At 67.4% G+C, this 22,471-nt stretch carries 19 protein-coding genes; 13 read left to right on the top strand and 6 right to left on the bottom strand.

The features are described from left to right. Window positions 1–22: 22 nt before the first annotated feature. A complete protein-coding gene (locus LCM32_RS04730; protein WP_224819920.1) occupies window positions 23–3,595 on the bottom strand; it encodes an efflux RND transporter permease subunit in 3,573 nt (1,190 codons plus the stop codon). Further along, on the bottom strand, window positions 3,592–4,875 hold the full coding sequence (locus LCM32_RS04735) for an efflux RND transporter periplasmic adaptor subunit (RefSeq protein WP_224819921.1): 1,284 nt from the start codon (window positions 4,873–4,875) through the stop codon (window positions 3,592–3,594). Before LCM32_RS04735 ends, LCM32_RS04730 begins: the two co-directional genes overlap by 4 nt. A gap of 374 nt (window positions 4,876–5,249) precedes the next feature. On the opposite strand from LCM32_RS04735, the gene LCM32_RS04740 reads away from it, so the two are divergent. From LCM32_RS04740 to der, 3 genes are all read left to right on the top strand, one after another. Continuing rightward, the gene (locus tag LCM32_RS04740; RefSeq protein ID WP_224819922.1) at window positions 5,250–5,921 is read left to right on the top strand and encodes a tetratricopeptide repeat protein; all 672 of its coding nucleotides are present in this window, start codon (window positions 5,250–5,252) and stop codon (window positions 5,919–5,921) included. Window positions 5,922–5,992: 71 nt separating this feature from the next. Beyond that, window positions 5,993–7,324 carry a PQQ-binding-like beta-propeller repeat protein gene (locus tag LCM32_RS04745; RefSeq protein WP_224819923.1) on the top strand — a complete coding sequence of 444 codons (1,332 nt, stop codon included), beginning with the start codon at window positions 5,993–5,995 and terminating at the stop codon, window positions 7,322–7,324. A gap of 67 nt (window positions 7,325–7,391) precedes the next feature. Further along, window positions 7,392–8,876 (top strand): ribosome biogenesis GTPase Der, encoded by a 1,485-nt coding sequence (gene der / locus LCM32_RS04750; protein ID WP_224819924.1) that lies wholly within the window; start codon window positions 7,392–7,394, stop codon window positions 8,874–8,876. A 4-nt stretch (window positions 8,877–8,880) separates the two neighbouring features. Here der and LCM32_RS04755 read toward each other — a convergent pair whose 3' ends face one another. Continuing rightward, a complete protein-coding gene (locus tag LCM32_RS04755) occupies window positions 8,881–9,588 on the bottom strand; it encodes a TspO/MBR family protein (protein WP_224819925.1) in 708 nt (235 codons plus the stop codon). Between the two features lie 277 nt (window positions 9,589–9,865). Next, on the bottom strand, window positions 9,866–11,158 hold the full coding sequence (gene serS, locus LCM32_RS04760; protein WP_224819926.1) for a serine--tRNA ligase: 1,293 nt from the start codon (window positions 11,156–11,158) through the stop codon (window positions 9,866–9,868). Between the two features lie 330 nt (window positions 11,159–11,488). On the opposite strand from serS, the gene yajC reads away from it, so the two are divergent. From yajC to LCM32_RS04810, 10 genes are read left to right on the top strand one after another with little or no spacing between them, the layout of a single operon-like run. Beyond that, window positions 11,489–11,776: a preprotein translocase subunit YajC gene (gene yajC, locus LCM32_RS04765; protein WP_222494801.1), complete on the top strand. Its 288-nt coding sequence runs from the start codon at window positions 11,489–11,491 to the stop codon at window positions 11,774–11,776. A gap of 27 nt (window positions 11,777–11,803) precedes the next feature. Next, complete coding sequence (gene secD, locus LCM32_RS04770; protein ID WP_224819927.1) at window positions 11,804–13,438, top strand: protein translocase subunit SecD; 1,635 nt, start codon at window positions 11,804–11,806, stop codon at window positions 13,436–13,438. Between the two features lies 1 nt (window position 13,439). Continuing rightward, a complete protein-coding gene (gene secF / locus LCM32_RS04775) occupies window positions 13,440–14,411 on the top strand; it encodes a protein translocase subunit SecF (protein ID WP_224819928.1) in 972 nt (323 codons plus the stop codon). Then, on the top strand, window positions 14,404–15,168 hold the full coding sequence (locus tag LCM32_RS04780) for a sulfite exporter TauE/SafE family protein (RefSeq protein WP_224819929.1): 765 nt from the start codon (window positions 14,404–14,406) through the stop codon (window positions 15,166–15,168). Before secF ends, LCM32_RS04780 begins: the two co-directional genes overlap by 8 nt. 10 nt (window positions 15,169–15,178) lie before the next feature. Further along, window positions 15,179–15,532 carry an Mth938-like domain-containing protein gene (locus LCM32_RS04785; RefSeq protein ID WP_224819930.1) on the top strand — a complete coding sequence of 118 codons (354 nt, stop codon included), beginning with the start codon at window positions 15,179–15,181 and terminating at the stop codon, window positions 15,530–15,532. A gap of 50 nt (window positions 15,533–15,582) precedes the next feature. Continuing rightward, window positions 15,583–16,203 (top strand): heme ABC exporter ATP-binding protein CcmA, encoded by a 621-nt coding sequence (gene ccmA / locus LCM32_RS04790; protein ID WP_224819931.1) that lies wholly within the window; start codon window positions 15,583–15,585, stop codon window positions 16,201–16,203. Further along, window positions 16,200–16,856 (top strand): heme exporter protein CcmB, encoded by a 657-nt coding sequence (gene ccmB, locus LCM32_RS04795; RefSeq protein ID WP_222494791.1) that lies wholly within the window; start codon window positions 16,200–16,202, stop codon window positions 16,854–16,856. Before ccmA ends, ccmB begins: the two co-directional genes overlap by 4 nt. Window positions 16,857–16,897: 41 nt before the next feature. Continuing rightward, window positions 16,898–17,629 carry a heme ABC transporter permease gene (locus LCM32_RS04800; RefSeq protein ID WP_224819932.1) on the top strand — a complete coding sequence of 244 codons (732 nt, stop codon included), beginning with the start codon at window positions 16,898–16,900 and terminating at the stop codon, window positions 17,627–17,629. Beyond that, window positions 17,626–17,790 (top strand): heme exporter protein CcmD, encoded by a 165-nt coding sequence (ccmD, locus tag LCM32_RS04805; protein ID WP_224819933.1) that lies wholly within the window; start codon window positions 17,626–17,628, stop codon window positions 17,788–17,790. The genes LCM32_RS04800 and ccmD overlap by 4 nt, the downstream gene beginning before the upstream one ends. Beyond that, complete coding sequence (locus LCM32_RS04810) at window positions 17,787–18,323, top strand: DsbE family thiol:disulfide interchange protein (RefSeq protein WP_224819934.1); 537 nt, start codon at window positions 17,787–17,789, stop codon at window positions 18,321–18,323. The genes ccmD and LCM32_RS04810 overlap by 4 nt, the downstream gene beginning before the upstream one ends. Window positions 18,324–18,353: 30 nt before the next feature. Here the strand turns inward: LCM32_RS04810 and LCM32_RS04815 are convergent, their stop codons facing one another. Next, on the bottom strand, window positions 18,354–19,082 hold the full coding sequence (locus tag LCM32_RS04815) for a DUF4396 domain-containing protein (RefSeq protein ID WP_224819935.1): 729 nt from the start codon (window positions 19,080–19,082) through the stop codon (window positions 18,354–18,356). Window positions 19,083–19,276: 194 nt separating this feature from the next. Continuing rightward, window positions 19,277–22,021 carry an aconitate hydratase AcnA gene (gene acnA / locus LCM32_RS04820; protein ID WP_224819936.1) on the bottom strand — a complete coding sequence of 915 codons (2,745 nt, stop codon included), beginning with the start codon at window positions 22,019–22,021 and terminating at the stop codon, window positions 19,277–19,279. Between the last annotated feature and the right edge of the window lie 450 nt (window positions 22,022–22,471).

Here is a 22,471-nt window from a genome sequence, read left to right on the forward strand (position 1 = left end):
GCGCGCCGCGGGTCTTGGTGTGTCACTCGGCGGCGCGCAGGCCGGGCTTGTTGGCGGGGAGGACCTCGATCTGGTGGTCGGGGCCGGCGTCCCAGAGGATTTCCGGGGCCTTCAGGCGGCGGGCGGCGCGGCGCAGGGTCCAGTCGCGGGCGGCCTGGCTGGTGCGGCCGAAGGAGAGCCGCGCAAGCAGGGTGGCCAGCAGGTTCACGTAGGTCGAGGCCCAGACCCGCAGCGCCAGCATCGCGGGCGTGAAGACGAGGGTGAGCACCGTCGCGATGCCGAGGCCGAAGACCACCGCCGTGGCAAGCTGCTTCCACCAGAGCGCGGTGGGGCTGTCGATGGAATAGCCGCCGCCGAAGAAATCGAGCGAGAGGCCGAACATCATAGGGGCAAGGCCGGCCATGGTGGTGATCGTGGTCAGCAGCACCGGGCGGATGCGGTCCTCTGCCGTGCGGATGATCGCCTCGATCCTGGGCATGTACTGCGAGTATTCCTGGTAGGTGTCGATCAGCACGATGTTGTTGTTCACCACGATGCCCGCCAGGGCCACGATCCCGGTGCCGGTCATGATGATCGAGAAGGCCTGATCCATCACCAGCATGCCGATCAGCACGCCCGTGGTGGAGAGCACCACGGCGAGGAGCACCAGCACCGAGTTGTAGAAGGAGTTGAACTGGGCCAGCAGGATGATGAACATCAGCGCGAGTGCCGCGGAGAAGGCGGACATGAGGAACTGCTGGCTTTCCGCCTGGTCCTCCTGGTCGCCGGTCCAGACCGTTTCGATCCCGGGGGGGAGATCGGCCTCGGTGTCGAGCCAGTGCTGGAGCGTCTCGATCCGCTCGGTCGCGGTGATCGGCAGGGGTTTGCCCTCCGGCCCCTCGGTGGTGAGGCCGGGCAGCACTGCGGCCTTCACGTCGAAGTAGCGGGTCTGGTCGACGCGCTTGATCTGGGCCAGTTTCTCCACCGGCTTGCGGGTGATGAAGTTGGAGAGCGGCACGAGCCCGTCGGAGGTGCGGACCTTGAGGTTGTCGAGGGTGGAGAGCACCCGGTCCTCGGCGGGCAGGCGGACGCGGATGTCGATCTCCTCGTCGGAGCTGTCCACCGACATCGTGTCGAGCAGGATGCCCCTGGTGACGAGCTGCACCATGGCGCCCACGGTGGCCACGTCGGCGCCGTAGCGCCCGGCCTTCTCCACGTCCACGTCGATCTGCCAGTCGATGCCGGGCAGGGGCAGGCTGTCTTCCACGAGGTCGAGGCCCTCGGTCGCGTCGAATTTCGCGCGCACCTTCTCGGTGGCGGCGACGAGGGTGTCCCAGTCATCGCCGCGCACCTGCAGGTGCACCGGCTTGGCCGAAGCGGGGCCCATGGAGGCCGAGAGGATCTCGATCTTGATGCCGGGCACCCCGGCGAGGGCGCTATTCAGGTCGGCGATGACCACGTCGCCGTCGAGTTCCGGCAGGCCCTTACGGTCTTCCCAGGGCACGATTTCCAACTGGATCTGCCCGATGGTGTCGAGCGGCGCCTCGGCCCCGCCGGTGTTGGTGTTGAGCCCGCCGTCGCCCGCGAAGGAGAAGGCGTTGAGCACGCCGGGGTGTTGCAGGACGATGTCCTCCACCGCGTGCATCAGCGCATCCTTCTGGTCGAGGCTGAGGTTGCCGCGGGCGCGCACATAGACGATGGCCTGTTCCGGCTCGCTCTCGGTGAAGAATTCGACGCCCTTGTTGTTCTGGCCGAAGGTGACGAAGGTCGCCATCACGAAGGCGATCACCGTGCCGATGGTGACCAGCGGCATCACCGGGTTGCCGGTCAGCAGCTTGATGAACCACCCAAACGGCGTGCGGCGGCGGCCGACGCGAACCTTGCCGCCCCGGCGCAGGGGCAGCTTGGCGGCGGTGACGGTGATCGAGGCCGCCACGGCGGCAAGGCAGAAGAGGATCAGGCCGGGCAGGGGGGCGGCCATGCCGGGTAGCAGGGCGCTGCCGGTGAGATAGGCGGGGTTCACCGCCCACATGGCGCCCACGAACATCGCGTACATCGCCACTGGCACGAGGGCCGCGCGGGCCCACCAGGGCAGGGCGGATGTCAGACGCGCGGCGGAGCGGTCGAAGGTGCGGGCGATGCGGCCCGTGACGCCGCCCATGACCGGCAGGTAGATCAGCGCCACCACCAGCGAGGCGGAGAGCACGAAGATCAGCGTCACCGGCAGCATCCCCATGAACTCGCCCGGGACGCCGGGCCAGAACAGCATCGGCAGGAAGGCGCAGAGCGTCGTGGCGGTGGAGGAGATCACCGGCCAGAACATCCGCTGTGCTGCCTCCACGTAGGCGTGCATCGGGCCGGTGCCCTCGCTGATCCGCCGGTCGGCGTATTCGACGATGACGATGGCGCCGTCGACCAGCATCCCCACGGCGAGGATCAGGCCGAACATGACGATGTTGGAGATCGTGATTCCCATGGCGGCCAGCAGCACGAAGCAGAGCAGGAAGGAGGTGGGAATGGCAAAGCCCACCAGCAGCGCGGGCCGGGGGCCGAGGGCGGCGAGGATGACGATCATGACGAGCGCGATGGCGGTCAGGACCGAGCCTTCGAGCTGCTGCACCATGGATTCCACCACGCGGCTCTGATCGTTCGAGGTGCCCATGTGGATCGCGGATTGCAGCCCCTCGGGCCAGTCTGCGCGGGCCTCGGCCACGACGTCCTTTACCGCGGCCACGGTGTCGATCAGGTTGAAGCCCTTGCGCTTGACCACCTGCAGCGCGACCGTGGTCTGGCCGTTGAAGCGGGCGGTGCCGGTGCGGTCCTCGAAGGTGAGGCGGATGTCGGCGAGATCGCCGAGGGTCACAACGCGGTCGCCGTTGATCTTGACCGGCAGGGCATAGATGTCGCGCGGTTCCTGGAAGGAGCCGGGGATCTTCACCGCGAAGGTGCCGCCCGCGCTGTCGACCTCGCCCGCGGCGATCAGCTGGTTGTTGTTGGTCACCACGTTGATCAACTCGGCCGCGGTGACGTTGTAGGATTCCAGCCGCAGCGGGTCGATCACCACCTCGACCATCTCGTCGCGCTGCCCGGCGATGCCGGCCTCCAGCACCGAGTCGAGCCCCTCGATCCGGTCCTGCAGGTCCTGGGCCACGCGGTTCATCGTGCGCTCGGGCACGTCGCCAGTCAGGTCCACGATGAGGATCGGGAATTCGGAGAAGTTGATCTCGCTGATCGTGTATTTGTCGGCGCCTTCGGGGAACTTGCTTTCCGCCGTCTGCATGGCGTCGCGCACGTCGGCCATGGTCCTGGTCTTGTCCCAGCCGAACTCGAACTCCAGCGCGACCCCGGCATAGCCTTCGGCCGCGGTGGCGCTCATCTTGTCGAGCCCGTCGAGATCGGACAGCTCCGTCTCCATGGGCTTGACCAACAGCCGCTCGCTGTCGGCGGCGGAGATGCCGGGGAACTGGACCGAGACGTAGAGCGCGGGGATCTCGATGTCGGGCTCGCCCTCCTTGGGGAGGTTGGCATAGGTGAAGCCGCCCGCGATCAGCGACAGCGCGATGAAGGCGAGGATCATGCGGGCGCGGTTGGCCGCCGCCGCGACGATCCCGTTCACTGGCCTGCCCCCTCTGCGGGCGGCGCGAAGGTGGCGGCCACCGGCACGCCCGCGATGACGAAGTCCTGCCCGATCACGATCACGTCCGCCTGCTCCGGCAGGCCGGTGAGCCAGACGCCGGTGGCCGTGTCGCGCATCAGGTGGACGGGCACGAAGGCCGCCTTGCTGTCACCGTCCACCACGCGCACGCCAAGGACGCCATCGTCGTTCAGGGTGAGCACCGATTGCGGCAGCAGATGCGCCTGAACGCCTTCGGCGGAGATCGACATCTCGACCGTCTGGCCGTCGCGGATCGCAAGGTCGGGGTTCTCGACCGTCACTTCCACCTGGAAGGTGCGGGTCTCGGGATCGGCGGAGCGGGCGATATAGGTCACCTGGCCGGTCACCTGCGCCCCGCCGGAGGCAAGCCGACCCGAAGCCATGGCGCCCATCTTGACCCGGTCCACCTGAAGCTCGGGCACATAGGCCACCAGCTTGATCGGGTCGAGCTGGGTGACCGTGGCGCAGAGGCTGCCGCTTTGCAGGAGCGTGCCCAGTTCGGCGGTGTCGCTTTCCAGCAGGCCGCCGAAGGGCGCGGTGATCGTCAGCTTGGTGATCTCGTTCTGCGCCGAGGCGACGGAGGCCTGCGCGGCCTCGACGGCGGCATCGGCACTGGTCAGCCCCGACCGGGCAGAGGCGAGCGAGGCCTCGGCCGCGCGCACAGCGGCGCGGGCGGCGGCAAGCTGCGTGTCGGAGGAGAAACCGTCGCCCTTCAGCCGGTCGCGGACCGTGAAGGTGATCTGCGCCTCGTCCAGCGCGGCCTGGGCCTCGGCAACACGGGCGTCGGCGGTGGGGCGGGCGGCCTCGGCCTCGGCCAGGGCGGCCTGGGTCTGGGCGAGTGTCGCCTGCCGTGTGCCGGGGTCGAGCTGGCAGAGCGCCGCGCCTTCCTCGACCATCGTGCCCTTGCGCAGCGGCTCGGAGATGACGCGGCCCGTGGTCTCGGCCATCAGGTCGACCTCGCGGGCGGCCCGGGTCTGGCCGCGCACGATGACGGCGCTGTCGATCTCGCGCGCGGCGGAATGCGTGGCGACGACGCGGACGGGCGCGGTGTCATGGGTCTTCTCGGCAGAGGCGGCAAGGCTTTCGGGGCTCATCGCCGGGGTGTCCTCGGCCTTGGCCACGGCGACGGCCTCCTCGATTCCCTCGCCACGCGCAAAGGCCAGCAGGGCATCGCGCTCGATCACGAGCAGGTAGAGAAAGACCGTGACGGCGATGGCCGTCAGCAGGGGAAACAAACGCATACCAAATTGACCCTGTTGCTGCGCGCGTAATGCTTCAGCCCAGATGGGGCGGCCGCCGGACAATGCAAGGTCGGCCTGAAAAATTCTGAACTGTCCGGTTCAGAATAGGCAGGTTCGCTGCGCGGCGCAACCACGGGAACAGGGGCTGGCAGCCGCCGCAGCCGCACCTGCGCCAATGGGTCGCGTCGTGTCCGCGCCGCGCGCGTGGCGAAGGCGGAGCCGGTGGGGAAGCGGGCTTTTCGGTCAGGGCTGTCCACTTCGGGGGCATCACGTTTGTGCGGGCGGTGCGGCCGATCCCGGCCCGCGCGGACCCGGCCCCTTGGCACGCCCCAAGTGACGCGATAAGAGGGGTCGATCCGGTTCAGGGGGAAGACGTGAGCGACACTGACAGCTTCATCGACGAGGTGACCGAAGAGGTTCGCCGTGACCGCCTTTTTGCGCTGATCAAGCGCTATGGCTGGATTGCGATCCTCATCGTCCTTGTCATCGTGGGCGGTGCCGCCTGGCGTGAGTACAGCCGTGCGACGCAGACGCGGCAGGCGCAGGATCTGGGCGAGGCCCTTCTGGCCGCGCTGGATCAGGACACGCCGGAAGCGCGGGTCGCAGCCCTCGACGCCGTTGCGGTGGACACCACCGGCGGCCGGGCGCTGCGCGCCTTCCTGAAAGCCTCCGAGGCGGCCGAGGCCGGCGACAGCGCCGCCGCGGCAGATGCGCTCGAAGCGCTCGCAGGGGAGCAGGACCTGCCGATGGTCTATCGCCGCGTGGCCTCCTTCAAGGCGCTTGGCCTGCAGGCCGGCACGATGTCGCCCGCTGACCGCCGTGCCGGTTACGAGGCGCTGCAAGGCGGTGCCGCGGACTTCCGCCTGCTGGCGCAGGAGCAGATTGCCCTGACCTATATCGAAGAGGGTGACGCCGAGGCCGCGCTCGAGGAATTGCGGGCAATTCAATCGGATGCAGAGGTAAGCGCAGGCTTGCGTCGCCGCGTCACACAGTTGATTGTGGCGCTTGGGGAGCCGGCAGCGGCTCCCGGGACCGACAACGGGTAAGAACAGAGGGCCGGGCAGCCATGACGCAGGATACGTCCAACATTTGGACCGGAACCGGTGCGCCGCGCGGAATGCGCGCCCGCCTCATGCTGGGTGTCGGCCTGTGCGGCCTCGTCGCGCTGACCGCGGCCTGCTCTGAACCCGAGGTGATCCTCACCGGCACGCGCGAAGACCCGCGCTCGGTCCTGCAGGACCCGGCGCCCGGCGATCTGCACACCGAAACGGTGAACGAGGCGCGCCCGATCTCGCTGCCCGCGCAGACGGGCAACGCCAACTGGCCGCAGCGCCACACGACGCCCGCGACCCGCGTGGCCCATGCCGCGCTGCGCGCCAACCCGCAGCTGGCCTGGACCGCCGACATCGGCGAGGGCGACAGCCGCAAGTTCCGCATCACCGCCGATCCCGTCGTCTCGGACGGGCGTATCTTCACGCTGGATGCCGTGGCGACGGTCACCGCCGTCTCGACCGGCGGGCAGGTGCTGTGGTCGCAGGACCTCGTGCCGCCGCGTGACAGCGACGGCGATGCCTCGGGCGGCGGTCTGGCCGTGGGCGGCGGGCGGCTCTATGTCTCCTCCTCCTTCGGGATGCTGACCGCGCTGGACCCGTCCACGGGCCGCGAACTCTGGACCCAGCGGCTCAACGCCACCGGCTCCGGTACGCCGACCTATCACGACGGCATGGTCTACGTGACCTCGGGTGATAACCTCGCCTGGGCCGTGAAGGCCGATACCGGCCGGGTGCAATGGCAGCTTTCTGCCGCGCCGGACATCAACAACATGGTGGGCGGCCCGGCCCCCGCCGTGACCGATCAATACGCCGTCTTCGGCTTCGGCTCGGGCGAGGTGCAGGGCGCCTACAAGGGCGGCGGCATGCGGCTCTGGGATACGATCGTCAACGGCCGCCGCGAGGGCTATGCCCGCGCCAACGTCGACGACATCACCGGCGATCCGGTGATCGTGGGCAACACGGTCTACGTCGGCTCCTCCTCCGGGCGGATGGTCGCGCTGGACCTGGCCAGCGGCGACCGGATCTGGAGCACCGAGGAAGGCCCGATCTCGCCCGCATGGATCGCGGGCGGCTCTGTCTTCCTGCTCTCCGACCGGAACGAGCTTGTGCGGCTAGACGCCAGCGACGGCAGCCGGATCTGGGCGCAGCCGCTGCGGTTCTTCGTCAAGGACAAGCCGAAGAAGCAGAAAGAGGTCTTTGCCTACTACGGCCCGATCCTCGCTGGCGGGCGGCTGGTGGTCGCCTCGAACGAGGGCTACGTCTACTTCTTCGACCCCGCCAGCGGCAGCCTGACCGGGCAGGTCGAAATCGCGGGCGGCGCCACCTCGGCCCCCGTCGTGGCGGGCAACACGCTCTATGTCGTCGGGGCAGACGGCAAGCTCTACGCCTATCGCTGAGCTTGACGCTTTCCCCGCGCGGACAAATCGTGTAACGGGGCGGCTTGATCCGTCTTTGGAGTGACAGATGTCTTTTTCGCTCGCCATCGTGGGCCGGCCCAACGTGGGCAAGTCCACGCTGTTCAACCGCCTCGTGGGCAAGCGCCTGGCCCTGGTCGATGACCAGCCGGGCGTGACGCGCGACCTGCGCGAAGGCGAGGCGAAGCTGGGGGATATCCGCTTCACGGTGATCGACACCGCCGGTCTGGAAGATGCCACCGACGACTCGCTTCAGGGTCGGATGCGCCGCCTGACCGAACGCGCCGTGGACATGGCCGATGTCTGTCTCTTCATGATCGACGCCCGCACCGGCATCACGCCGACTGACGAGATCTTTGCCGAGATCCTGCGCAAGCGCGCCGCCCGCGTCCTGCTGGCCGCCAACAAGGGCGAGGGCGCCGCCGCCGACGCCGGTGTGCTGGAAGCCTGGAACCTGGGCCTGGGGGAACCGCTGCGCCTCTCCGCCGAGCACGGCGAGGGGATGAGCGACCTTTACACCGCGCTGATGCCGATTGCCGACGAATTCGCCGAGAAGGCCGCCGAGGCCGAGGCGGAGGCACCGGTGATCGAGGTCTCCCTTCCCGAGGACCTGACCGAGGCCGAGGGCGAGGAGCTGGAAAACGACGAGAGCTGGCGCCCGAGCGAGTTCAAGCCCTTGCAGGTTGCCGTTGTGGGCCGCCCGAACGCGGGCAAGTCCACGCTGATTAACCGCATCCTCGGCGAAGACCGCCTGCTGACCGGCCCCGAGGCCGGGATCACCCGCGATGCCATCTCGCTGCGCATCGACTGGGAGGGCACGCCGATGCGGATTTTCGACACCGCGGGCATGCGCAAGAAGGCCAAGGTGCAGGACAAGGTCGAGAAGCTGTCGGTCTCCGATGGGCTGCGGGCCGTGAAGTTCGCCGAGGTCGTGGTGGTGCTGCTGGATGCGGCCATCCCGTTCGAGCAGCAGGACCTGCGCATCGCGGATCTGGCCGAGAGGGAAGGCCGCGCCGTCGTCATCGCGGTGAACAAGTGGGACGTGGAAGAGCACAAGCAGGAGAAGCTGCGCGACCTGAAGGAAGCCTTCGAGCGCCTCCTGCCGCAGCTGCGCGGCGCGCCGCTGATCACCGTTTCGGCCAAGACGGGCCGGGGTCTCGACCGGCTGCACGATGCGATCCTGCGGGCGCATGAGACGTGGAACCGCCGCATCTCGACCGCGAAGCTGAACCGCTGGCTGATCGGGATGCTGGAACAGCACCCGCCACCCGCGCCGCAGGGCCGCCGGATCAAGCTGCGCTACATGACGCAGGCCAAGACCCGTCCGCCGGGGTTCGTCGTCATGTGCTCGCACCCCGACAAGATCCCCGACAGCTATTCGCGCTACCTCGTGAACGGGCTGCGGGCGGACTTCGACATGCCCGGTACGCCGATCCGGCTGACCATGCGCGGGCAGGGGAACAAGAACCCCTACAAGAGCCGCCGCGAGAAGAACGCCGGCGCCTTGAAGAAGCACCTCGACAAGAAGAAGTGAGGCGTCAGCTCACCGCTGCCTGACGGGCGGCGGTGAGGCCCACGGCCAGAAGCGCCAGCCCCGTGGCGAGCAGCATCACCGTGTTCAGCGGGTCGATGTTCGAGGCCAGCACGCCGATCAGCGCCCAGACGAGGGCCGCGGCATAGCCCCAGCTGCGCGGGCGCAGACGCAGCACGCCCAGCCCCAGCACGATCGCCAGCCAGAGGAAGGCCACGTGGATCGGCGTCACCGGCGCGGCGCCATAGCCGGTGGCCAGCACGGCAGTCGCCACGCAGGAGGCGGCGGTGAGCCACCCGGCGTAGAGCCCCAGCGGCATCTCCAGCCACCACGGATCGACCTTGGGCGCGCGCAGCAGCGCGAGCACGGCCGTCCCCCACATGATCCAGATCAGCACCGTGGCCCAGATCGGCGACAGGTTCGCCACGGGGATCCACGCCGCGCCCACCACGAGGCTGGCGATCAGCGGCGCGCGGGTCCGGTCCCAGCGGGGATCGGTGTCGCGTTTCAGCAGGCCATAGCCGGCCGAGACGATCAGCCAGAGGTAGATCACCCCCCAGATCGAAAAGGCCCAGCCCGCCGGCTGCAGCGGCGGATCGGTCTGGGGCACGGGAAACTGGTCCGGCGAGAAGCCGTTGAACCCGGTACTGACAAGCGGCGAGGCGGCAAAGGCCAGGGCCGCGGCGAGCACGAAAATCGCATTCATCTTCATCATGTGCGTGAAACGTTCCAAACGCCCAAGTGGTTCACTCTCAAACGGAATACCTGCCATGAGACAGGCGGATGCCTTTCGGTTTCCGCCCCGGTATCCCGGTTGTGCGGAAAATTCTTCGAAGAATTTTCCCAAGAATTTTCGAAAATTCTTGGTCGCGGGGGGCGAGGGTGGCGCAGCCCGCTGGCCGAAGACAGGGCCGCGACGGAGCCGGGCCCCAAAGGAAAACGGCGCCCCGAAGGACGCCGCTTGTCTTGTCGTTTGACCAGAGAGGGCCGGATCAGACCAGCACGCCCTCGGCGCTCAGCGTGGTCTTGCCGCGCAGGTAGGGGTGCAGCACCGCAGGCAGCACGACCGAGCCGTCTTCCTGCTGGCCGTTCTCCAGCACCGCGATCAGCGCGCGGCCCACGGCGAGGCCCGAGCCGTTCAGCGTGTGCACGAACTCCGGCTTGCCACCCTCGGCCGGCTTGAAGCGGGCGTTCATGCGGCGGGCCTGGAAATCCCCGCAGACCGAGACCGAGGAGATCTCGCGGTAGGTGTCCTGACCGGGCAGCCAGACCTCGATGTCGTGGGTCTTGCGCGCACCGAAGCCCATGTCGCCGGTGCAGAGCACCACGGTGCGATAGGGCAGTTCCAGCTTCTCGAGGATCGCCTCGGCGCATTTGGTCATGCGCTCGTGCTCGTCCAGCGAGCTGTCCGGATGGGTGATCGAGACCATCTCGACCTTCTCGAACTGGTGCTGGCGCAGCATGCCCGCGGTGTCGCGGCCCGCGCTGCCCGCTTCCGAGCGGAAGCACTGGGTGTGGGCCACGTAGCGCCGGGGCAGGGTGCCTTCCTCGACCGTCTCGCCGTGGACGATGTTGGTCAGCGTGACCTCTGCCGTCGGCACCAGCCACCAGCCCTCGCGGGTCTGATAGCTGTCCTCGCCGAACTTCGGCAGCTGGCCGGTGCCCAGCATCATCTCGTCGCGCACCAGAACCGGGGTCCAGGTCTCGCTCAGGCCATGGTCCTCGACGTGGGTGTCGATCATGAACTGCGCAAGCGCCCGGTGAATACGGGCGACGCCCGCGCTCAGCACGACGAAACGCGCGCCCGAAAGCTTGGCCGCGGTCTCAAAGTCCATGCCCGGCTTCACGCCGGCCAGCTCGTAGTGCTCCTTCGGGGTGAAGGAGAAGTTGCGCGGGCTGCCCCAGCGGCGGATCTCGACGTTGTCGTCCTCGTCCGCGCCCTGCGGCACGTCGGCGAAGGGCGCATTTGGGATGCCCATGAGCACGTCCGTCAGCTTGGCGTCGAGCTCCTTGGCCTCGGCGTTCATCGCCGCGACCTCGGCCTTCTTGTCGGCCACGAGGGCGCGCAGGCGCTCGAACTCGGCCTCGTCGCCGCGGCCCTTGGCGGCGCCGACTTCCTTGGAGGCCTTGTTCTGCTCGGCCTGCGCGGATTCGGCGGCGTGGATCTTGGCCCGGCGCTCATCGTCGAGCGAGAGGATCGACGACGACAGAGGCGCGGCGCCCCGCAGGGCCAGGGCGGCATCAAAAGCGGTTGGATTTTCGCGGATCGCGCGGATGTCGTGCATGATCGTCTCCCTCATGAAGAATCGTGAGCGCCTTATGCGGGATTTTCGCGCGGGGGGAAACCGGGCGAGGGACGCAGGCCGGGGCGGTGGTGTGAGGGGGGCACAGGCCGGGCCGGTGGGGCCTGCGGCATCGGTGCGCCGGGGGCGCGCGCGGGCGGAGGGCGGTGGCCTGCGGGGCGTTCACGGGAAGGTGCGCGCACCCCGGCAGGAGCGCCGGGGCAGCGGGGCGTTTCGCGCCTTGCAAATAACGCGGCTGCCCCATAGGTTCCCGGCGACTTGGACGCCGGGCCTTTGCCCTTCAACGACAAACAAAGAACAAGGACAATTCCCATGGATGGTGGCGCAATCGCCCAGTTTCTCCCGCTCATTCTGATCTTCGCGATCATGTATTTCCTGCTGATCCGCCCGCAGCAGAAGAAGATGAAGGAGCACCAGGCGATGGTCAACGCCGTGCGCCGCGGCGACCAGGTCGTCACCCAGGGCGGGATCAAGGGCAAGGTTTCGAAGGTCCGTGACGATGGCGACATCGAGGTCGAGATCGCACCGGGCGTGAACGTCCGCGTGGTCAAGACGACCCTCGCGGCCGTCGTGTCGAAGACCGAACCGACCGAATCCTGATCCCTGAAATAACCCCCGGAGCGGCCGATGCTGCAAATCGAGCTTTGGAAGAAGGTGGCCATCTGGCTGGTGGTCGTCGCAGGCCTCCTGCTGGCGCTGCCGAACGCCTTCTACAATCGCGTTGAAACTTACAACGACAGCGTGGCCGCGACGGGCGAGGGGGAGGGCTGGCCCTCCTTCCTGCCCTCGAACCTGGTGAACCTGGGCCTCGACCTTCGGGGCGGGGCGCACCTGCTGGCAGAAGTCCGTGTTCAGGACGTCTATGCCACCCGCATGCAGAGCATGTGGCCCGAGATTCGCGACCGCCTGCGCGATGCCCGCGCAGAGGTCGGCACCATCCGCCTGCAAGACAGCTCGGACCCGTCGGTCCTGCAGATCCGCATCGGTGAGGCCGGTGGCGTCGATCGCGCGGTGCAGCTGATCGAGGAACTGGCCCGCCCGGTCACCAGCCTGACCGGCGCCGGGGCCACCGACATCACCGTTTCCGCGCAGGGCGACGTCATCACCGTGCAGCTTTCGGAGGCCGAGAAGCTGGCCACCGACGACCGCACCGTGCGCCAGTCGCTGGAGATCATCCGCCGCCGGATCGACGAGGTCGGCACCCGCGAGCCCACGATCCAGCGTCAGGGCACCGACCGGATCCTGATCCAGGTGCCGGGCGTCGGCTCGGCCGCGGAACTCAAGGACATCATCGGCACCACCGCCCAGTTGACCTTCCAGCCGGTGATCAGCCGGACCTCCAGCGCCGACACCGCGCCGGGCGCGGGCAACGAAGTGCTGCCCTCGCTGGACGAGCAGGGCGTCTACTACGTGCTGGAAACCGCCCCCGTCGTCAGCGGCGAGGAACTGGTGGATGCACAGCCCTCCTTCGACCAGAACGGGCGGCCCGCGGTTTCCTTCCGGTTCAACACCTCCGGTGCGCGCAAGTTCGGCGACTATACCGCCAACAACATCGGCAACCCCTTCGCCATCGTTCTGGATGGCGAGGTGATCAGCGCCCCGGTGATCCAGTCGCATATTCCCGGCGGCTCGGGCATCATCACCGGCAACTTCTCCGTCGAGGAGAGCACCAACCTCGCCGTGCTGCTGCGCGCAGGTGCGCTGCCGGCCGGTCTCGACTTTCTTGAAGAGCGGACCATCGGCCCGGAACTGGGCGCCGACAGCATCGAGGCCGGCAAGATCGCGACCACCGTCGCCTTCATCGCCGTGCTCGTCTTCATGGTCGCCTCCTACGGGCTCTTCGGCATCTTCGCCAACATCGCCCTGATGGCCAACGTGGTGCTGATCTTCGGCCTGCTGTCGCTGCTGGGGGCCACGCTGACCCTGCCGGGCATCGCCGGTATCGTGCTGACCATCGGTATGGCGGTGGACGCCAACGTGCTGGTCTTCGAGCGTATCCGCGAGGAACTGAAAACGGCCAAGGGCCCGGCGCGTGCCATCCAGCTGGGCTACGAGAAGGCGCTGTCCGCGATCATCGACGCGAACATCACCACCTTCATCACCGCCGTGATCCTCTACGCCGTGGGCTCCGGCCCCGTGCGCGGCTTCGCCATCACGCTGGGCCTTGGGATCCTCACCTCGGTCTTCACCGCGATTTACCTGACCCGCCTGCTGATCGTGATCTGGTTCCAGCGGCGCCGTCCCAAGACCCTGGAGGTGTGAGATGCGCCTTAAGCTGATCCCCGACGACACGAAGTTCGACTTCTTCAAGGCCTCCAAGATCTGGCTCGGCATCTCTGCCTTCCTGATCGTGCTGGCGCTCGTCTCGGTCTCGATCCGGGGCCTGAACTTCGGCATCGATTTCCGCGGCGGCACCACGATCCGGACCGAAAGCGCGCAGCCCGTCGATATCGCGGGCTACCGCGATGCAGTGGCGGCTCTGGATCTGGGTGACGTGACCATCACCGAGATCTTCGATCCGACCTTCCGCCCCGATCAGAACGTGGCGATGATCCGCATTCAGGCGCAGGACGACACCGAAGCCGTCTCGCAGGACCTGATCAACGCGGTGGAGGGCGCGCTGCAGGCGGCGGTGCCGGACATCAAGTTCGTCTCGGTCGAAAGCGTCGGGCCCAAGGTCTCGGGCGAGCTGATCAAGACCGCGGCCATTGCCGTCGTCCTCGCCATCGCGGCGGTGCTGGTCTACATCTGGCTGCGCTTCGAATGGCAGTTCGCCGTCGGTGCCGTGGTGGCCCTGATCCACGACGTGGCACTGACCATCGGCATCTTCTCGGAGGTGGGCATCCGCTTTGACCTTGCGATCATCGCGGCGCTGCTGACCATCGTGGGCTATTCGCTCAACGATACCGTGGTCGTCTTCGACCGGGTGCGGGAGAACCTGCGCAAGTACAAGCAGATGCCCCTGAAGGACGTGCTCAACCTCTCGATCAACGAGACGCTGAGCCGGACGCTGATGACCTCGGGTACCACGCTGATCGCGCTGATCGCCCTGCTGGTGCTGGGTGGCGACGTGATCCGGGGCTTCGTCTTCGCGATGACCTGGGGCGTGATCGTCGGGACCTACTCCTCGATCTTCGTGGCCTCGGCCCTGCTGCTGCGCCTCGGCGTGAAGCGGGACTGGACCAAGTCCGGCCCCAAGAACACCGGCAACAAGTTTGCCGACATCGATGCCTGAGACGATCCCGTCGGGGCTGGCCGCCGCACTGGCCAGCCCGGGCCTCATCTGGCTGATCCTGGCTATGGGAGCCGCGGGCCTTGTCCGCGGCTTCGCCGGTTTCGGGACCGCGCTGATCTTCATGCCCATCGCCACCCACCTGCTGCCGCTGCCCGTGGCCATCGTGGTGCTGTCCTTCACCGATCTGACGACCGTGCCCTCGCTGGTGCCCCGCGCGCTGCGTGACGCGGACAAGCGCGCAGTGCTGCTGATGGGCGTGGCTGCCATCGCCGCCATGACGCCAGGCATCTGGCTTCTGAACCTCGTGGACGAGGCGCTGCTGCGGTGGGCCGTTTGCGGGATCGTGGCGCTGACGCTGGCAGCGCTCGTCTCGGGCTGGCGCTACACCGGGCCGCAGGGCAGGGGCCTTCTGGTGGGCCTCGGCCTTGCCGCCGGTCTGCTGGGCGGCTCCACCGGGCTGGCCGGTCCGCCGGTGATCCTCTTCTACCTCGCCGGGGCGGCGGCTGCGGCCTCGGTGCGGGCCAACACGATCCTCTTCCTCGGCTTGATCGACGTGGGTATCATCGCGATGCTCTGGATCAACCAGCTGGTGACGGCGCAGGCGCTCTGGCTCTCGGCCGTGCTGGCGGTGCCCTTCGTGCTGGGCTCGCTGGCCGGGCAGGCGCTGTTCCGCCCCGGGCGGGAGAAGCTCTTCCGCGGGATCGCCTATACCACCATCGCGCTTGCCGCCGTCGTCGGCCTGCCGATCTTTGAATGAGGAGACCCCGATGCGTCTGAACGAAATCGACTATGGCAAGGCCCGCCCGATCGACGGCTACGGCCCCGGTTTCTTCCGCGTGGGCGGAGAGGTCATCCACGGCCCCTGCCTCGTCACCGCTGACAGCGTGGAGGCTTGGGCGGGGTTCGACGACCGGCAGGCGCTTCTGGACCTTGCGGGGCAGGTGGACGTGATCTTCCTCGGCATGGGGGCGGACATCGCCCATGCGCCCGCCGACCTCGTGACGGAGTTGCGCGCCGCGGGCCTTGGTGTCGAGGCGATGAGCAGTCCCTCCGCCTGCCGCACCTTCAACGTCCTCCTCTCCGAGGCGCGCCGGGTGGCTGCGGCATTGCTGCCGGTCTGACCGGCGCTTAACCGCTTTTGCGACAGCCTGCTTTCGTCTAATCAACCCCTATGTCACTGACGATCACCGATCTTGCCATTGCCCGTGGTGGCATCCCCGTCCTGAGGGGGCTGAGCTTCTCCCTCGCCGCCGGGGAGGCGTTGATCCTGCGCGGGCCCAACGGCATCGGCAAGACGACCCTGCTGCGCACCATCGCCGGGCTGCAACCGCCGCTGGCGGGCGAGATCTCGGCCGACCGCGAGCTGATCGCCTATGCCGCCCATGCCGACGGGATCAAGGCCACCCTGAGCGTCGAGGAGAACCTCCGCTTCTGGGCCGCGATCTACGGCACCGGCGACATCACCCCGGCGCTGGAGGGTTTCGACCTGACCAAGCTGACGGACCGGCCCGCGGGCGGGCTTTCCGCCGGGCAGAAGCGGCGCCTCGGGCTGGCGCGGCTGATGGTGACGGGGCGGCCGATCTGGGTGCTGGACGAACCGACCGTCTCGCTCGACGTGGCCTCTGTCGCGCTTTTCGCGCAGGCGGTGCAGCGGCACCTTGCGGGCGGGGGCATGGCGCTGATCGCCACGCATATCGACCTCGGGCTCGACGCGCAGGTGCTGGACGTGACCCCCTTCAAGGCCCGCGCACCCCTGCGCGGCGAGGATGATTTCGACGAGGCCTTCCTGTGATCGCCCTGCTGATCCGCGACCTGAAGCTGGCGTTGCGCGCGGGCGGGGGCTTTGGCCTTGGCCTTGCCTTCTTCCTGATCGTCACCGTGCTGGTGCCCTTCGCCGTGGGGCCGGAAACCGGGCTCCTGGCGCGGATCGCGCCGGGCATCCTGTGGCTGGGGGCGCTGCTGGCCTGCCTGCTGTCGCTCGACCGGATCTTCGCGCTCGATTGGGAGGACGGCACGCTTGACCTCATGGCGACCGCACCCCTGCCGATGGAGGCGATCGTCACCCTCAAGGCGCTCGCCCACTGGCTGACCACCGGCCTGCCGCTGGTGCTGGCCGCGCCGCTCTTCGGGCTGCTGATGTCGCTGCCGGGGGAGGGCTACCTCTGGCTCGTCCTGTCGCTCGCCATCGGGACGCCGGCGCTTTCTGTCCTCGGCACCTTCGGCGCGGCGCTGACCGTGGGGCTGAAACGGGGCGGGCTGCTGCTCTCGCTGCTCGTGCTGCCGCTCTACGTGCCGACGCTGATCTTCGGGGCGGAAGTGGCCCGGCGCGGCGCGCAGGGGCTGGCGGTCGAGGCACCGCTGCTGCTGCTGGCAGGGATCACCTGCGGCAGTATCGCGCTGTTGCCTTTCGCCTCTGCTGCGGTATTGCGGGTGAACCTGCGCTAATGTGATTGGCCCCTGCGAGGGGGCAAAGCTAAGGGAAGACCATGGCCTCGATCTGGGAATACGCCAACCCGCGGAAGTTCATCCGCACGACCGACGTGGTGCTGCCGTGGGTGACTGCGGCGGCCGTGCTCTGTCTGGTGGGCGGGCTGATCTGGGGCTTCTTCTTCACGCCCGAGGATTACCGGCAGGGTTCCACCGTCAAGATCATCTACCTGCATGTGCCGTCCGCGCTGATGGCGATCAACGGCTGGCTGATGATGCTGGCGGCCTCGCTGATCTGGATCGTGCGGCGTCACCACGTCAGCGCCCTTGCGGCCCGCGCCGCGGCACCCGTGGGGGCCACGATGACGCTGATCGCGCTGATCACCGGGGCGATCTGGGGCCAGCCGATGTGGGGCACGTGGTGGGCCTGGGACCCGCGGCTGACCTCCTTCCTGATCCTCTTCCTCTTCTACCTCGGCTACATGGCCCTCTGGGCCGCGATCGAGAACGACGACACCGCCGCCGACCTGACCTCGGTGCTTTGCCTTGTGGGCTCGGTCTTTGCGCTGCTCTCGCGCTATGCGGTGAACTTCTGGAACCAGGGCCTGCACCAGGGCGCGACGCTCTCCATGGACAAGCAGGAGAACATCGCGGACATCTTTTGGTATCCGCTGCTGGTCTGCATGGCGGGGTTCATCCTGCTCTTCCTTGCCCTCGTCCTGCTGCGGACCCGGACCGAGATCCGCGCCCGCCGGATGCGGGCCCTTCTTGCACGGGAGCGTCTGGGATGATGCCCGACCTTGGAAAATACGCGGGCGCCGTGCTGTCGGCCTATGGCGCCTCGCTGGGGCTGATCGTGGTGCTGGTGGCGGCCTCGCTCTGGCGTGCCCGCCGGGTGAAGGCCCAGCTGGCCGCCGTCGAGGCCCGCCGCAGCGAAGGGACCCCGCAATGAAGATCAAGCCGCTGATGCTGATGCCCCCGGTGATCTTTGCCGGGCTGGCCGCCATGTTCTACATCGGGATGCAGCGCGACGATCCGGACCAGCTGCCGACGGCGCTGGCGGGGCGCACGGCGCCGCCAGTGGTGCTGGAAAGCCTCGGCGCCCTGCCGGGCTTCAGCGATGAGGATCTGCGTTCGGGCGAGGTGACGCTGGTGAACTACTGGGCCAGCTGGTGCGCGCCCTGCCGGGTGGAACACCCCAACCTCACCACGCTTGCGCAGGAGGGCGTGACGATCCTCGGCGTGAACTACAAGGACCAGCCCGACAAGGCGCTCGGCTTCCTTGAGGAACTGGGCAATCCCTATAGCGCCGTTGGGGCCGACAAACAGGGCCGCATGGCGATCAACTGGGGCCTCTACGGCGTGCCCGAAACCTATGTCATCGACGGCGAGGGGACGATCGTCACCCGCTTCGCGGGCCCCATCACCCAGCGGGTGATCGAGGACACGATCCGCCCCGCCATCGAGAAGGCCCGCGGGAACTGAGCCCGCCTGTTTGATCTCCTGCGGCCCGCCTCAGGCGTGGCCCGGGTGATAGCGCGGATGCATCGGATCGGCCTCCGCCTCCTTGTGGTGGGAATGATCCGTCATCCGCGGGTCCATCATGCCCTCCTTCACGCCTGCCTTGATCAGGGTGAGGTTGACCGGGTAGGCGGCCACCAGCCCCAGCGTCAGCGAAACCACCAGCGACGACCAGAAGATCACCTCGCCCATGCCGGCGTTACCGGCCAGCAGCAGGTCCACGCTGATCGCCACGATCTCCATCACCATGATCGAGGGGGTCTCGGCCCGGAAGGTGTCCTTGAAGGCCTGCCAGGGGGCGACGCCATCCTGCAGCAGCGGCCCGAAGCCGAGCGCGAAGCCGATGGTATAGGCCAAGGCGAAGGTCACGAGCGCGGTCTGGATGTTCCCGGCCGAGAACAGCCCGACGGCGATCAGCACGCCGATGATCTCCCCCAGGCCGCAGCCCGAGTAGCAATGCGCGACCGAACGGAAGGCCCGCCGCCACGGTGCGTCGTCGGGGATCTCCTTGCGCCCGGTGCGCCAGTAGATCAGCAGGCCGAGCGGCCCGGAGTAGAGCACCGTCAGGACCCAGACGACCTTCATCAGCGACATGAGGTGGGCGTTCTTCGTGGTCAGATCGCGGATCACGATGGCCAGCGACGGCAGCATCAGCGCCAACCAGATGCCGAGGAACCACGGGCTGGAGACGATGGCTTGAATGGGGGTGAGAATATCACTCATGGCTGTACCTCCTGCAGGGCCAACCGCCAGTCGCCCGGCAGGTTCCCGCCAATCTGCGGATCGGGGCGCGCGGGCGGCGGTTCCGACGCATGCTGCTCAATTCTGCCGCAGAGGTCGCGTCCTGTCCTGATGCGCGCAAAGGAAAAGGGCCCCCGAAGGAGCCCTTTCCGATCTCTGTCACAGCGCCTGACGGATCAGGAAGCCGCGAGGTTGCGCAGAACGTAGTGCAGCACGCCGCCGTGTTCGATGTATTCGATCTCGATCGCCGTATCGATCCGGCACTTGATCGCGATCTCCTTCACCGTGCCGTCGGCATAGGTGATGGTGCAGGGCACCTCCTGCAGCGGCTTGATCGTGTCGAGGCCGGAAATCGCGATCGTCTCGTCGCCCTTCAGGCCCAGAGACTTGCGGGTGTCGCCGCCGGTGAACTCGAAGGGAATGACGCCCATCCCGACGAGGTTGGAGCGGTGGATCCGCTCGAAGCTCTCGGCGATCACGGCCTTCACGCCCAGCAGGGCGGTGCCCTTCGCGGCCCAGTCACGGGAGGACCCCGCGCCGTATTGCTCACCGGCGAAGATCACCAGCGGGGTGCCGGCGTCCTGATATTCCATCGAGGCGTCGTAGATCGAGGTCTGTTCGCCCGAGGGGGACAGCGTGTAGCCGCCCTCGACGCCGTCCAGCATCTCGTTCTTGATGCGGATGTTGGCGAAGGTGCCACGCATCATGACTTCGTGGTTACCGCGACGCGACCCGTAGGAGTTGAACTCCCGCACCGGCACCTGACGTTCCAGCAGATACTTCCCGGCCGGGGTGGTGTCCTTGAACGACCCCGCGGGCGAGATGTGGTCGGTGGTGATCATGTCGCCGAGGATGGCCAGAACCTTGGCACCCTCGATGTTGCTGATCGTCCCGGCCTCCTTGCCCATGTCTTTGAAGTAGGGCGGGTTCTGGATGTAGGTCGAGGACGCGGGCCAGTCGTAGGTTTCCCCGCCCGAGACTTCGACGCCGCGCCATTTCTCGTCGCCCTTGAAGACATCGGCGTACTTGGAGAGGAAGGCCTCGCGGGTGACGACCTTCTCGACCAGTTCGGCGATCTCGGCGTCGGTCGGCCAGATGTCCTTGAGGAAGACGTCCTTGCCGTCCGGGGTCTGGGCGATCGGATCGTTGGCGATGTCGATGTTCATGTCACCGGCCAGCGCATAGGCCACGACCAGCGGCGGCGAGGCGAGGTAGTTCGCCCGCACGTCGGGGCTGATCCGGCCTTCGAAGTTCCGGTTGCCCGACAGGACCGAGGTGGCGATCAGGTCATTGTCGTTGATCGCCTTGGAGATCTCGGGCTGGAGCGGGCCGGAGTTGCCGATGCAGGTGGTGCAGCCATAGCCCACGAGGTTGAAGCCCACGGCGTCGAGGTCTTCCTGCAGGCCCGCGGCCTCAAGGTACTGGGTCACGACCTGCGAACCCGGCGCCAGCGAGGTTTTCACCCAGGGCTTGCGGTTCAGGCCAAGCGCGCGGGCCTTGCGCGCCACGAGGCCCGCACCGATCAGCACGTAGGGGTTCGACGTGTTCGTGCAGGAGGTGATCGAGGCGATCACGACCGAACCGTCGTTCAGCTGGTACTCTTCCCCTTCGACCGGGGCCGTCTTGATCAGCGGCTTGGTCAGGGTCGGGGCAGGGCCCTCGTCGGCCATTTCCTGCGCTTCGTCCGAGACGTCGGTGCCACGGAACTCGGCCACGACCTTCTCGAAGGCCCCGGCGGCGGTGTCGAGTGCGAGGTAATCCTGCGGACGTTTCGGGCCCGAGATGGCCGGCACGATGGTGCCCATGTCGAGGTGCAGCGTCGAGGAGTAGATCGGATCGTAATCCGCATCCCGCCAGAAGCCGTTCTCCTTGGCGTAGGCTTCCACGAGGGCGATCCGGTCCTTGTCGCGGCCGGTCTGTTCGAGGTAGCGCAGGGTCTCCGCGTCGATCGGGAAGAAGCCGCAGGTGGCACCGTATTCGGGCGCCATGTTGGCGATCGTGGCGCGCTGTGCCAGCGGCAGGTTGTCGAGGCCCTCACCGTAGAATTCGACGAACTTGCCGACCACTCCATGCTTGCGGAGCATTTCCACGACCTTCAGCACGAGGTCGGTGCCGGTGGTGCCTTCGACCATCGCGCCGGTCAGCTTGAAGCCGACCACTTCGGGGATCAGCATCGAGATCGGCTGACCCAGCATCGCGGCCTCGGCCTCGATACCGCCCACGCCCCAGCCAAGGACGGCCGCGCCGTTCACCATGGTGGTGTGGCTGTCGGTGCCGACGAGCGTGTCGGGGTAGGCGACCTCTTCACCGTTCTGGTCTTTGTCGGTCCAGACGGTCTGGGCGAGGTATTCGAGGTTCACCTGGTGGCAGATGCCGGTCCCCGGGGGCACGACGCGGAAGTTCTCAAACGCGGTCTGGCCCCATTTCAGGAACTGGTAACGCTCCATGTTGCGTTCGTACTCGCGGTCCACGTTCATCTGGAACGCGCGCGGGTTGCCGAATTCGTCGATCATGACCGAGTGGTCGATCACGAGGTCGACGGGTACCAGCGGGTTGATCTTCTTGGCGTCGCCGCCAAGGCCGAGGATGCCGTCACGCATGGCGGCAAGGTCGACCACGGCGGGCACGCCGGTGAAATCCTGCATCAGCACGCGGGCCGGGCGGTAGGCGATCTCCTGCGGGTTCTGACCGCCGTTCTTGCCCCAGTCCGAGAAGGCCTTGATGTCATCCACCGAGACGGTCTTGCCGTCTTCGAAGCGGAGCATGTTCTCCAGCACCACCTTCAGCGCGGCGGGGAGTTTGGAGAACTCGCCGAGCCCGGCCGCTTCGGCCGCGGGGATGGAGTAATAGGCAAAGGATTTTCCGCCGACAGACAGCGTCTTGCGCGTCTTACCGGTATCATTTCCAACGACGATGGGCATGATTGGCCTCCCTCTGAGGTTAAACAAGGGGTGTTGCTACGGCTGGTTGTGCCCCAAGAGCAGGGCACGATCAATGGTCTTGCCTGAAATGTATACCATTGCACACAGTTTCAACCCTCTCCGGGAAAGCTTTCATGATGAGGGCTGTAGGAGGGCGGCGCGGGCAGCCCGAAGGCTGTGCGGCATGGCCCGGTTTCGGCCGCGCCGGAGCCGCGCAGAGCGGCGCGCGCCGGGGGCATGACCAGATAACGCACAGCGCCGCCCTTGGTTCCGCAAAGGAAGGCACAATCTGACCGGGAAAGTGGCGTCACAGGGCCACAGGATGGTCACTGGCACTTCTCGAAACCTTGATTGGCGCTGCAAAGGCCCTCTAGGTATTCACGGGTGGGTAGAAATGGGGAGTTCCAGTCGCATGTTACTGTGGCGCCGCGGGGCCGCGATCGGCCTGAT

Source organism: Pseudooceanicola nanhaiensis (genome assembly GCF_020171315.1).
GTDB lineage: Bacteria > Pseudomonadota > Alphaproteobacteria > Rhodobacterales > Rhodobacteraceae > Pseudooceanicola > Pseudooceanicola nanhaiensis_A.